The following is a 14,865-nucleotide window of genomic DNA, read 5'->3' as shown; positions in this document are numbered from 1 at the left end:
TCTGTTAGTGTTTCGGTTACTTCTACGGGTGTTCAATCACCTTATACTGAGCCATGTGAAATCAACGTTTCTGCTCCAGCAGCAAGACTTGTTGATACTACTAGTACAAGTGAGTTGAAAGTTCAAGGTTTCCCTAATCCATTTACCAATAACTTTACATTAGAAATCACTAAAGCTAGTGAAGAAAAAGTAGCCGTTATGGTTTATGATATGATTGGAAAACTTTTAGATAGAGTTGAAGTTAATGCTACTGATAACACATTAGAATTAGGTGCTAACTATCCAGCTGGAGTTTACAATGTTATTGTATCTCAAGGTGAAAAAGTAGAAACTGTTCGTATGATTAAGAGATAATTCATATTATCTATCTATATGAGAGGCTTCATTAATTTGAGGCCTCTTTTTTTATTCTAAAAACTAAAGATTATCATTTTTTTTGCAAATCATACTTTGCTCATTAAATCGGTCATAGTTATCAAAATAATAGTTAACAAGATTTTAAACACTAATTTATTTTCTAAAAAGATTGAAAAAAAGTAGAAGTTTATTTAAAATATATGTAAAAGTTGTTTATTTCAATCATAAGTAAAGTGAACAAAAAATAGTTGCTTGAATTGGTTTAAGAGGTTGTTTTTTAGTTGTTTAATTTGATTGAGGGTCTTTTGAATTTCAGTAATTATTAAAGGTATGTTGGTAATATATTTTTTTTATTGTATATATTTATACCTTGAAAAAACTATATTAATTAGAAACAAAAAAAATACAAGTCGAAAGACTTAAAAATGGAACAAATGATTTGTTCGTTCTTTTAAAAAGTGTGATGAAATTCAACAGTTAAGAATTGAATTTTTAAGATGAAGTAAGTTTAAATTTTTAAATTAAAAACATTTCTTCGTTTAATAGCAAAAATTAATAAAATTAATAAAATTAGTATGTATAAGTTAAATTTACATTGTCAATTAAAATCAGCATTTAATGTTGAAGCAAAAAATCTTACAATAAGAGATAATAATAAAAACAAAAATAGATTTAATAAAATTCTATGTTTGTTTTTATTATTAATTTTCAACCTAGGTTTTAGCCAATTATCATTAGAAAATTTTAATTCTGGAATTCCTTCTAGTTGGGCTGTAACAAGTAATTTGACAGTAGCCAATAACTGGTCACCTACAGCATCTGGTTATCAAGCAACTGGAGGATCTTTTGTAAATCCTGCATCAAATAATACTGTTGGCTCAACAGCAAGATATTATATGATATCACCTCAGTTTTTAACACCTACTAATGGAGAAATTCGTTTTTTTAATAGACAAGGAAGTGCTGTAAATAGAGGAGCAACCTATGAAGTAAGAATTTCAACTGCTGATCAGCCAGATATAAGTAGTTTTAATGTTGTTTTAGGAACTTGGACAGAAGCTCAACTGAGTGTAATAGGCACAACTTATACTGAAAATATTGTTTCATTAGGAACAATACCTTCTGGAATACCTGTTTATATTGCTTTTGTAGCTGTTACTAATCAACTTGGAACTACTGCAACAAATGGCGATTCTTGGTTTATAGACAACGTAAGGGTAATCCCTAAATGCACAGCTGTAACAGGTATAAATTCAACTGTAACTCCTGAATCAGCTATAATAAATTGGACACATCCTTCGGCAACGGAGTTTTCATACCAAATAGTTCCATCTGGTGTTGGTATTGGCACAACAGGAACTCCTATAAGTGGTTTTACACATACTGCATCAGCATTGACTGCAAACACAACCTACGATTTTTGGATTAGAACCAATTGTGACCCTACAACTTCTAGCGCTTGGGCTGGCCCTTTTAGTTTTACTACTAATCAAGCAGGATTATCATGTGCTTCTCCAATAATTATTCCTGATGTAACATCTACTCCTTATATTTTAAGTTCCAACTTAGCAGACTATTATTCGGCTACTGACTATACACAATATACTACAGTTGGCTCTAATTGTTTTCCTAGCGGTACCTATAACTACTTATTAGGAAATCATTTGTTTTTTAATTATACGCCTACAACAACAGGATTAATAGATATTAGGCAAGAGGTAATTGTTATTTCTGGCGGAGGTACAGATGCTTGCTTCAATGGTCTTTCTAGTGTTATGGTTTATGATAGTTGTGCTGACGTGGGAGTTTCATGTTTGGCAGCTATAAAAACCGGAACAAGTAGCTCGGAAAGTTTAATAGGTCAAATTTCAAATTTCTATGTTGAAGCTGGAAATACCTATGTTATTGTAATGTCTTCACCATATAACCCAGGTAGTGCAAGTGTATGTTTTAACTTTACAGTAAGTGGCTCAAATTGCCCAGCACCAGCACCGTCTGGAACTACTTATAATAATTTAACTCAAACTAGTGCTGATTTTTCTTGGGGAAATGTTGGTAATTTAGTTAGTGCTTGGGAATATGTTGTATTACCAGTTTCTTCTGGAGCGCCATCTGGAACAACTGTTTTAACTAGTACAACTACTAATCTAAATAATTCTACAGAAAGTCTAATACCTGCAACAAATTATAATTTATATGTTCGTTCAGTATGTAATGGAACTCCAGGGCCATGGGCGGCACCATTAACCTTTACTACTCCTTGTGATGTTTTGGACCTTCCATACGAAACAGGATTCACAAATTCCTCTGAAACACAGTGTTGGTCTAGATTAAATCTAAATAATGATTTTAATTTCTTTACTTTTGGAAATAGTGCTTTTAGTGAGCCAGTAGCCAGAATTCGACCACAAAATTCAAACGATATGCTTATATCTCCACAATTTCATTTTGATGGAGTAGCACAAAAAAGATTAAGATTTAAGTATAATATTTATGGTAATTGGGGACTAATCATTGACAATCCAACTGGTGGTCAAGGATCTTTTGAGATAAGGCTATCTACAACCGGTATTGGACCAAATAATTTTACCACTGTATTGGTTCCGTTAGCAGAATATACAACAGCTTATAATTTTATAGAAATGATAGTGCCTCTACCTAATATAGTAGGAGATGTTAATATCGCATGGGTATTACCTGAAGGAGCTACACAAACAGGTATACAAACTTATTTTGATGATGTGTTTATTGAAAATTTACCAGCTTGTTCAGAACCAAGTTATCCAGTTGTTACTCCTGGTTCTATTACTTCAACTACTGCTACAATTTCTTGGACTAATGGCTATAACAACTCACAATGGGAGTTGGTTGCGCAACCTTTAGGAACTGGAATTCCAACTACGCCAGGAATTATTGTTAATTCAAATCCATATACATTAGAAAATTTAGATCCATCTACACGTTATGAGTTTTACATGAGAGCTTATTGTTCTTCTGCTGAACAAAGTATTTGGGTCGGACCAATTAATTTTAATACTTTATGTATAGCACAAAATACACCTTACTATGAGAGTCTAAACGACACAGATGTTACTACTAAAAAATTCTGTTGGTCAGTTAATAATGTAGATGGAAGCTTGACACAATGGAGAATTGAAGAAACAGAAGCAAATATTAGAGCTTTGTCAACTATGTCACAACCATTTACAACATTTGACGATTGGCTGATAAGTGCTCCAATAAATGCTGTTGGATTAAAAAGACTTCGTTTTAGTCATCGTGCAGTAAATGGAATTTTTAACCCTACACCAAGAGGAAATGTGGAAGTATTAATGTCTTCTACACAAGACTTTAGTTCCTATACCGTATTAATTCCTTCTTTTGATTTTGTTAATTTAGCTTACGAAGAAAAAGCAGTATTATTTACCGGAACTGGAACTACATATATCGCATTTAGAGTGCCTCCAACAATGACAAATCCTGGAAATTCTGGCATCATAATGATTGATGATGTATATGTTGAAGATGCGCCTCCGTGTCCAACTCCTGGAAATTTAGCGGTATCTACTATTACTACTTCTACTGCTAATTTAAGTTGGGCTGCTGGATATACAGAAACGCAATGGCAAGTTGTGGTTCAAATTGCTGGAACGGGAATCCCAACTGGAACAGGATCTCCAGTAAATATTATTCCAACATTTAATGCCACTGGTTTAACTCAAGATACACTTTACGAATATTATGTAAGAGCTGTTTGTGGTAGCAATGGAAATAGTCAATGGATAGGGCCATTAACTTTTAGGACTAATTGTAATGCATTACCAACACCATTTTTGGAAACTTTTAATTCCGATTCAAGTACAGAAAGTTGTTGGAGAGCTGTAAATGGGAATGTCGACACAAACGATTGGAACCTAAATCAAACGGTTAATCCAGTTTTTGGCGACCAAATGGCAGCATTATTTACTGGAAATAATGGAAATAATAACGATTGGTTAATAACACCAACAATTACTGCAAATGCAAACCAAAGATTACGCTTTTATTATAAAGTTTATGACGATTTTTTCGAAGAAGATTTAAAAGTAATGCTTTCTACTAATGGAACAGCTACCAACCAGTTTACAACCATTTTATATGAAAATTCATTAAATTCATTTACAAACGAAACTGGAGTTGTTGCAGGATCAAACTCTATAACATTAGCAACAGCTGAGGATGCGGCAAGAGTAAGGCCAGGTGATTTTATATACATTCCTGGATTTCCTTTTCCATTTCCAACCTATGTGGCGACCGTACAAGGAACATTAATAACAATGACAACTACTGCTACTCTTACCCAAACAGGAGTTCAAAATATTCAATTTGAGCATGAAGCCATTAATAATGAAGAGGTTAGAGAAATGGTTATTAATTTAACGGGCATTACTGCGCCTACAAATATTAATTTAGCGTTTCATACCCCTTACTTTCCACCAAATCCTTGGGCTTATAGAAGCCAATATACCTTTATTGATAATGTTATAGTAGAAGATATTCCTGCTTGTCCATCAGTTATAAATGTAACAACTGATAATCTTATTGATACATCAGTACAATTAGATTGGGAAACTGTTGGTGCCGCTGCAGCATCTTGGGAAATATCTGTTCAGCCTTATGGTACAACTGCTCCTGTAGGTGCTACACTACCTCAATATTTGCACACGACTTCAACTCATCCATATACTGTAAATGGTTTAACACCCGCAACACAGTATCAGTTTTATATTAGAGCAATATGTAGTGAAACCTCACAAAGCGAATGGGTTGGACCATTTGAGTTTACAACACGTTGCGATTATACTAATGTATGTGAGTACACAATTACTACAATAAGCGGTAATTCAGGGCAGGTTACTCGAAGTGTAAATGTTATGCAAAATGGCGTTGTTACACAAGAACTAGAATTTCCAGGTTTTGGCCAAACGTCAATTGATTATACTGTATTTTTATGTTCTGGGGTGGCTTTTGATTTATATTGGGACGGAATGGGAAGTGGAGTTCAATATTCACAAGCGCAAATTATTGTAAAAGATGCTACTAATACTATTATTTGGACAAGTCCATTAGGGTTAGGAACAGTAAACACAAATATTTACAGTGGTTTTGCTACATGCGGACCTATAACTTGTCCTAAGCCAACTAACCTATCTGTAAACAATCAAGGAGTGCTTTCATGGACTCCTGGGGCATCAGAATCTCAATGGGAAGTATTTGTACAACCATACGAAAATGGAACTTTGCCTCAAACAGGAACATTAGTATCTTCGCCAAGTTATACTCCAATTGCAACAGATTTTGTTGATGCATCAGCTAGTACTTATGAATATTTTGTTCGTGCTGTATGTAGTGCTTCAAACAAAAGCTATTGGTCTGGACCAAAAGTATTTATAAGAAATGATGAAGCTACTTCTTCGGTAACTCTTCCAATTAATTCGGGTAACCAATGTAATGTTTCAGGAAAAGATGTTTCCTTTATTGGCGCTACAGTTTCTAGCAATCCAACAACTTGCGATGGAACTAATGGCGGTGATGTTTGGTTTGATTTTGTAGCGACTTCTAAAGTTCACACTATCGAATTAAGTGATTTTGCACCAGGTAATTATTACACTTCATCTTTTGAAGGACCTTGGCCAAAAATTATAATGTCTTTATATGAAGTACAATTGGATGGCTCATTAATTGAGAAAGGTTGTAGCGAGAACAATTCACTAGTTACTATTTATAACACGGAATTAATTGTAGGTAAAACATATAAAATTAGATTAAAATTAGATAGTTTAATTTCAAATAATAAAAAATTTAAGATATGCATAAGTACTCCAACTGATTTATGTGATTTAAATGCTTTTAATTATGATTTTGAAAAATTAACAATGCAGTCTGTAACTGGGGTTTCTACAATAATAAACGCATTAGTAGTGCCAGGCTGGAGAGTGAATACAGCAGCAGGTCAAATGTTTTTTCAAGAACAAAATAATTCTTTAAATGTTACGCCATATTCTGGAGGACAATGTGTACAATTAATTCAAGATAATGAGGCTACATGGAACCCAAGTGATCCAAATATTAAAGGATTATATAAAGACTTTGATACTTCTGAAATAAAAAAGATGGATTACAGTTTTGCAAGTGCAACTAGAACTGGAAACACAACAGTTCAACTTTTTGCAGGACCGCCATCAGGGCCATTTACTTTGGTTACAGAACACAATGCATTTAGTTTGGTTTGGCAAGTAATTCAAGGCAGTTATACCATTCCTGCTGGACAAAATACTACTCGATTTATTTTCCGAACAAAAGGTAATATTGGTGGCCATATTTTAGATGCAGCTAATTTTAAAGCAAATACAGATATAGAAACTTCAAATTCTACATTATCTTGTGAAGATGCATCTATTAATGTACAAGCAAATGGATTAGGTGAATGGATAGCAAGCACTACAAATCCTTCGGCCACTGTTATTGCTTCGCCAACTAGCAATTCAACAACAATCAGTGGATTTAGTGTAGGTGGAGATTATATCTATACATGGAAAACACGTTATTGCGAAAAAAATATTACAGTTACTTATCAAGCTTTAACTGAAACACCATCGGTGACAAACTTAAATTATTGTTTAAACGAAGTTACTTCTCCATTGACAGCAAGTGTATCACCAGGATTTATTACAAAATGGTATGTTGCTTCAGAGGGCGGAGTAGGAAGTGCTAATGCTCCAACTCCAGATACATCTTCAATAGGAACAACTACCTATTATGTAGCTGCAGTAAATGGAGATGGTTGTGAAGGGCCTAGAGTATCAATAACTGTCCAAGTAATTTCATTGCCTACAGCAACGATAACTGGAGCAACAACAATTTGTACTGGAAATACTACCACTATTTCATTCTCGGGAACACCAAATAGTGAAGTTACCTTTACTGAAAATAGTGGAGCTAATCAAACATTGCCATTAGATAATGATGGGTTAGCTTCTTTTACAACACCTGTTCTAACTGATACGACTACTTATACATTAGTAAATGTTGAGGTAGTAGGCAGTACAACATGTGCACAAGTTTATAATCAGGATATAGTAGTGACAGTAACTCCACTAGCAACTCCAGATTTGATTTTTAGTTATAATGATGTATGTATTTTATCTACAACAAATCCGTTGCCAAGTTTAGGAACTAATTTTGCTATTGGCGGAACATTTAGTTCAACAACATTAGATGTAAATGATAGTACTGGAGAAATTAATTTAGCAACAGCCACAGCGGGTGATCATCAAATAACTTATTTTTTAGCGCCTAATGCAGTAGCTTGTACTTCTGGCGGGACACATGTTGCTACTATAACTATTAATCCAAGTATAACACAAGAAGTTTCTTTTTCTTATGCTACAACTTGTGTTTTATCTACAACAAATCCGTTGCCCAATTTAGGAACTAATTTTGCTACTGGTGGAACATTTAGTTCAACAACATTGAGTGTAAATGATAGTACTGGAGAAATTAATTTAGCAACAGCAACAGCAGGCGATCATCAAATAACTTATACTTTAGCGCCTAATGCAGTAGCTTGTACTTCTGGCGGGACACATGTTGCTACGATAACTATTAATCCAAGTATAACACAAGAAGTTTCTTTTTCTTATGCTACAACTTGTATTTTATCTACAACAAATCCGTTGCCAAGTTTAGGAACTAATTTTGCTACTGGTGGAACATTTAGTTCAACAACATTGAGCGTAAATGATAGTACTGGAGAAATTAATTTAGCAACAGCCACAGCGGGTGATCATCAAATAACTTATTTTTTAGCGCCTAATGCAGTAGCTTGTACTTCTGGCGGGACACATGTTGCTACTATAACTATTAATCCAAGTATAACACAAGAAGTTTCTTTTTCTTATGCTTCAACTTGTATTTTATCTACAACAAATCCGTTGCCAAGTTTAGGAACTAATTTTGCTACTGGCGGAACATTTAGTTCAACAACATTAGATGTAAATGATAGTACTGGAGAAATTAATTTAGCAACAGCAACAGCGGGCGATCATCAAATAACTTATACTTTAACGCCTAATGCAGTAGCTTGTACTTCTGGCGGAACACATACTGCAACAATAAATATTACTGCAGAAACAACACCTAATGTAACCTTTTCTTATGCTACCACTTGTATTTTATCTACAACAAATCCGTTGCCAAGTTTAGGAACTAATTTTGCTACTGGTGGAACATTTAGTTCAACAACATTAGATGTAAATGATAGTACTGGAGAAATTAATTTAGCAACAGCAACAGTGGGAGATCATCAAATAACTTACTTAATTGCTTCTGATAATGTTAACTGTACATCTGCAGGAACACTTACAGTTACCATGACTATAACAGCTAGTACAACTTCTGATGTTGTGTTTTCATATAATCCGACTTGTGTGATTGCAGCTTCAAACCCATTGCCGGTTGTCTCAGGAACATTTACAACTGGTGGAACATTTAGTTCAACAACATTGAGCGTAAATGGAAGTACTGGAGAAATTAATTTAGCAACAGCCACAGCGGGCGATCATCAAGTAACATATGCTTTAACGCCTAATGAAGTAGCTTGTACTTCTGGCGGGACACATGTTGCGACTATAACTATTAATGCTAGTTCAAGTCCAGTTACTTCATTTACTTACAGTTCAACTTTTTGTTCGGAAAACACAAACGAAACACCATCACTTTCTGCTGGATTTACAACAGATGGAATTTTTACGGCAACAAATGGATTAGTTATAAATGCAACTACAGGAGAAATCAGTATTACTAATAGTTCATCTGGAAATTATACCATAACTTATTCGGTTTTAGCGGATAGTTCAATATGTCGTTCAGCAGGATCATCAATGTTTAGTATACTAGTTACAAATGATTTTGCAATTAATGCAGAAGATTCCTGCGAAAACGAATCACTTATATTGAGTGCTTTACCAGTTAATGATTCTTTCAATCCAAGTATTGCAAATTATGTTTGGAGTAATTCAAATAATACAACGATTGGAACCAATAGTCCAACATTTGATGTTACTGCTTATTTGTCTCAAAACGCAACGGTATCAATTCCATTTACAGTAAATGTTTCTGTAGAAGTTAATGGATGTTCAAGTACTACAAGTTTCGTTGTCGAAAATGACCCTTGTAGATTAATACCAAGAGGCGTTTCTCCAAATGGAGACGGAGATAATGACACATTTGATTTAAGTGGATTAAACGTTAAAGAACTTGTAATTTTTAATAGATACGGCGCAAGAGTTTATTCTTTTGAAGGTAATTATACTAATCAATGGCATGGTCAAACGGATAAAGGCGATTTGTTACCTGATGCAACTTATTTTTACAGTATAGTAAAAGAAGGAGGGAAATCGGTTTCAGGTTGGGTTTATGTAAACAAATAATAGCTAAATAATTTAAACATTTTGCTTATTTAAAAAGTAAGCAAGCAAAATGAATCTTACTATAAAATTCAAATATGAAAAAAATATTTTTTGCTTTAACATTGTTATTATTGTCATTTTTTGACATACAAGCGCAGCAAGATCCGCATTATACACAATATATGTATAATATGAATGTTGTGAATCCTGCCTATGCCGGTTCAAAAGAAAATTTATCAGGAAGTTTACTTTACCGACAACAATGGGTTGGACTTCAAGGTGCTCCAAAAACAGCAACTTTTTCATTGCATAGCCCAGTTGGAAAAAACGTCGGACTTGGTTTATCTGTAGTTTCAGATAAAATTGGTCCTGTTGATGAAAACAATATTTATGCAGACTTCTCATATAATTTGAATTTAGGAGGCGAGCATAAATTAGCATTTGGATTAAAAGCTGGCGCAACTTTGCATAAAGTAGGTTTGTTTTCAGAAGTTGGAAATGGTTATGTTCCTCAACCTGGAGATAAATCTTTTAGTAAAAACACAAGTAACACTTACTTAAACTTTGGCGCAGGAGCTTTTTACTATACAAATAAGTATTATGTTGCTTTTTCATTGCCAAACTTTGTAAAAAACACGCATCTTGAAGTTACTAATAATGGTCAAATCTATAATTTTGGAAACGAAACGCAACACTATTTCTTAACTGGTGGATATGTTTTTGATTTATCAAGTTCATTCAAATTTAAACCATCTGTAATGGTTAAATCTGCAATCAAAACCCCTGCTTCTTTAGATTTATCTGCTAATTTTTTATATAAAGAAAGATTAGAATTTGGACTAACACATCGATTGGATGATTCTTTTGGAGCTATGGTAAATTTTGCAATAACACCCAATTTAAGACTTGGCTATGCCTACGACCACATAATTTCAGATTTGAATATAACCACATCAGCGTCTCATGAGTTTATGTTATTATTTGATTTAAACTTCCCGAAAAAGGTATCCATTTCACCAAGATTTTTCTAAAAAATATAAAAATGAAAAAAAATTATATACTATTTAGTTTCGTACTATTATTCACTTTTAGCTTTGCCCAAAACAAAGCTACTAAAAAAGCAGATACACTTTTTGAAACTTATCAATATGTTAGAGCAATTCAAGAATATCTTAAACTTTCGGATAGTAAAAATGCTAATCAATACGTTTTTACTCAATTAGCAGATTGCTATTACAATGTTTTCAATGCTACAGAAGCTTCTAAATGGTATGCTAAAGCAGTCACAACCAAAGCTAGTGCTGAAACCTATTATAAGTATGCTCAAACTCTAAAAACATTAGGAAACTATGAAGCTGCCAATAAGCAAATGGATGCTTTTTCAGCTTTGATGCCCAATGATGCAAGAGCGATGGAGCATAAAGCAAATCCAAATTACTTACCAAGTTTGACTTCTAAGTCGAAATTGTTTAATACTGATTTGACTTCAATAAAAAATGATGGACAAAGTGATTTTGGGTCTTTTTTAACAAATGATAATGTTTTATATTTTACAAGTAATAGAAATAAAACGGCTAAAACGGATAAATGGATAAATCAACCGTATCTTGATATTTATAAATCAACTAGAAGTACAGACGGTTATTTGTCTGAACCAACTGCTGTTAGTGAATTAAACACTATATTTCATGACGGCCCTGTTACTATTAGTAGTGATGGAAACACAATGTTTTTTGCAAGAGACAGTCATAGCGAAGGTCAATTTCAAAAAGACAAATCAGGTAAAGTTAAAATTGGCCAACAAGGGTTATACAAAGCAACCAAAATAGATGAAAAATGGACTAATATAGTTCCGCTACCTTTTAATAGTGTTGCCTATTCGGTATCTAATCCAAGTATAAGTAAAGACGGAAAAACACTTTATTTTGCATCCAATATGCCAGGTGGTTTTGGAGAATCTGATATTTGGAAAGTAGCGGTTGAAGAAAGTGGATATGGTAAACCTGAAAATTTAGGTTCAAAAATTAATTCATCAGAAAGAGAAAATTTTCCATTTATTACAGATGATAATGTGCTTTATTTTTCAACTTCTGGCAAACAAGGATTTGGTGGTTTAGATGTATATAAAACAGATTTGAATAAGTCTGAAGAGCCTCAAAATGTTGGCAAACCTGTTAATTCTGAGAAAGACGATTTTTCATTTTCTTTTAATTCTAAAGCCAATGTAGGTTATTTTTCATCTAATAGAAATGGGACAGATGCTATATTCTCTGCGTCTCCAGTTTGTTTGGCCGAATCTATTGTGATGGTTACTAACAAAAAAACGGGTGCTATATTATCTAATGCAACTATTTCCATTTTGGATGCAAAAGGAAATAGTATTACCAATAAACAAACAGATGCTAACGGAAAAGCTAGTTTTGATATTGATTGTAACACAGATTATTCGTTATTAGTAAAAGCTTCTAGTTTTGATGCGGCAACTTTTCAAATCAAAAAAATTGCTTCTGGAAAAACTACTGTTAATGCGCAATTAGACCCAAGTGAAGTTGTTATTACTGAAACTGAAGTAATTCTGAAAAATATTTATTTTGATTTTGATAAAAGCAATATAACTGCGCAAGGAGCTACTGAATTAGATAAGTTAGTAATGGTTATGACCGAAAATCCAAAAATGATTATTTATGTAAAATCACATACCGATTCTAAAGGAACGATTGAGTATAACTCTAAATTATCTGAGCAAAGAGCACAATCTACAGTGCAATATGTTATTTCAAAAGGAATATCTGGCACTAGAATTTCTGGAAAAGGATTTGGAAGTTCAGAACCAAAAATCGATTGTAAAGCTGATTGCACTGAAGAGCAACATGCCGAAAATAGACGTTCAGAATTTTTAATTGTAAAAAAATAAACCTTTTCTAGTTTATATCAAAATAGTAAAACAAAATTCAATCTAAGAATCCCTTGGTTATAAATTTAATTTTCAAATGAATAAATTAGTATTCTTGCTATTACTTTTTGGCTTTCAAGTGTTTTCACAAGGCGACTTGCCAAATGATTGTGAAAACGCAATTGTAGTATGCGGAAACGATAATTTTATATCTAATGCAAGTGGAATAGGTGATACTCAAGAAGTTTCTGGCTGTAGTGGTTCAGAACATAATTCTTTATGGTTGAAAATTAATATTGTACAAACTGGAACCCTAGGTTTTAACTTAATTCCTTCTGATCCAAGCATTATGGTGGATTACGATTTTTGGGTTTATGCAGCTAATGCTGTTTGTGGTTCTTTAGGAAGTCCAATTAGATGTTGCACTACCAATCCCAATTTAGCAGGATTATCAAGCAATGTTACTGGAATGATTGGAACAACTATCACGGCAACAAGCGGTCCTGGAGCTAATGGAAATGGTTTTGTAAGATGGTTAAATGTTGTTGCAGGTCAGTCTTATTATATCGCTATTGATAGACCAGAAGGCGATGGAGGTTTTGAAATTCAATGGACAGGAACGGCAACTTTCGGAACTGGTGCATTTCCTATCCCGCCAACTGCAAATGCAATAGCTTCTTATCAAACATGTAGTAACTCAAGCCAAGGCATTTTTGATTTGAACACCAGACGTGAATTAATAAATTTAGATACTACAAATCACGAAATTACTTTTTATGAAACTGCAGCAAATGCTATTGACGGTGTTGATTCATTAACTGATGTTATTGGTACAATTTCTCAAACAATTTATGCTAGAGTAAAAAACATTGTTACCGAATGTTTTACTATAACCAGTTTTAATTTAGTTGTAAATCAGATTCCAGTTGCTACAATGAGTCTTTCAGATGCAACTATTTGTGAAGGTGAAAATGTTACAGTTTCTTTTAATGGAACACCTGGTGCTACTATAGAATATTCAATAGGAAGCGGTACAACACAAACCGATGTGTTAGATAGTTTAGGAAATTTTTCATTTATTGACGCTCCTAATTCTACAATTGCTTATAATTTGATTTCAGTTAAATCAACTGATACTTTTGGAACTGTAATATGCAGTCGCACTTATACTAATTCTTTACCTGTTACAGTTACACCATTACCAGTTCTTACTGCAACACCAACTGCAACTTCAATTTGTTCAGGACAATCTGCTGTAATTGATTTGTCAAGTGATATTATTGGGACAACTTATGCTTGGACGGTAATTGAAAATGGTGTTACTGGTGCGAGTGCAGGAAGCGGAAGTGGAAGTCCATTCGCAATAAATCAAGCACTCACAGCGTCAGGTACTATAGACGGAACAGTCACTTATAGAATCACTCCAACTTACAATACCTGTGATGGAGCTTATGTTGATGTAACAATAACGGTTAATCCATTGCCAACAGCATCTATTTTGGGAACAGCAACGGTATGTTCTGGAGTTTCTACAGACATTACTTTTACAGGCACACCAAACGCTTCTGTTGTATATAAAATTAATAATGGATTAGATCAAACTATTCTATTAGATACAACTGGAACTGCAATTTTGCCTGTTACATTAACTAATACAGCTACTTATTCTTTAGTTAGTGTTACTTCGTCGGTAGCTCCATTTTGTAATAAGCTATTATCAGCATCTGCTCCAGCAGTTGTTACGGTTATACCTATTCCTACGGTAGCAATAACTGGAAGTACAACAATATGTTCGGGAAGTTCCACACCAATCAAATTTGAAGGAACACCAAATGCCGTTGTGACTTACAATATTGACGGCGGTTCAAATCAAACACTAACACTTGATGCAATTACAGGAAAAAAGGAGTTGAATCCTGTTTTATTAACTACTACAGTTTACAATTTAGTAAGTGTAACTTTAGGATGTACACAACTTTTTTCAAATAGTGTAACAATAACGGTTAATCCATTGCCAACAGCATCTATTTTGGGAACAACAACGGTATGTTCTGGAGTTTCTACAGACATTACTTTTACAGGCACACCAAACGCTTCTGTTGTATATAAAATTAATAATGGATTAGATCAAACTATTCTATTAGATACAACTGGAACTGCAATTTT

The 14,865-nt window shown here is 33.6% G+C and carries 5 protein-coding genes; all 5 read left to right on the top strand.

What is annotated here, in order from left to right:
- A partial coding sequence (locus ACIQ66_RS11385; protein ID WP_396212915.1) for a T9SS type A sorting domain-containing protein occupies positions 1-354 on the top strand: 354 nt, incomplete at its 5' end.
- A gap of 578 nt (positions 355-932) precedes the next feature.
- Positions 933-9,827, top strand: coding sequence for a choice-of-anchor J domain-containing protein (locus ACIQ66_RS11380; protein WP_396212914.1), 8,895 nt, complete (start codon positions 933-935; stop codon positions 9,825-9,827).
- Positions 9,828-9,901: 74 nt separating this feature from the next.
- Positions 9,902-10,837 carry a type IX secretion system membrane protein PorP/SprF gene (locus tag ACIQ66_RS11375; RefSeq protein ID WP_396212913.1) on the top strand — a complete coding sequence of 312 codons (936 nt, stop codon included), beginning with the start codon at positions 9,902-9,904 and terminating at the stop codon, positions 10,835-10,837.
- 11 nt (positions 10,838-10,848) lie between these two features.
- Positions 10,849-12,720: an OmpA family protein gene (locus ACIQ66_RS11370; RefSeq protein ID WP_396212912.1), complete on the top strand. Its 1,872-nt coding sequence runs from the start codon at positions 10,849-10,851 to the stop codon at positions 12,718-12,720.
- 76 nt (positions 12,721-12,796) lie between these two features.
- Positions 12,797-14,865: PKD-like domain-containing protein (locus ACIQ66_RS11365; protein ID WP_396212911.1), on the top strand; the 2,069-nt coding region annotated here is incomplete at its 3' end.

The sequence above is a fragment of the Flavobacterium sp. genome (genome assembly GCF_044377315.1).
Classification (GTDB): Bacteria; Bacteroidota; Bacteroidia; order Flavobacteriales; family Flavobacteriaceae; genus Flavobacterium.
This window is presented reverse-complemented; position numbering and strand designations above follow the sequence as displayed.

Excerpts from the sequence above, each read along its gene's own strand:
- ACIQ66_RS11380 (WP_396212914.1), top strand. The coding sequence starts at position 933 with ATGTATAAGTTAAATTTACATTGTCAATTAAAATCAGCATTTAATGTT.
- ACIQ66_RS11375 (WP_396212913.1), top strand. The coding sequence starts at position 9,902 with ATGAAAAAAATATTTTTTGCTTTAACATTGTTATTATTGTCATTTTTT.
- ACIQ66_RS11370 (WP_396212912.1), top strand. The coding sequence starts at position 10,849 with ATGAAAAAAAATTATATACTATTTAGTTTCGTACTATTATTCACTTTT.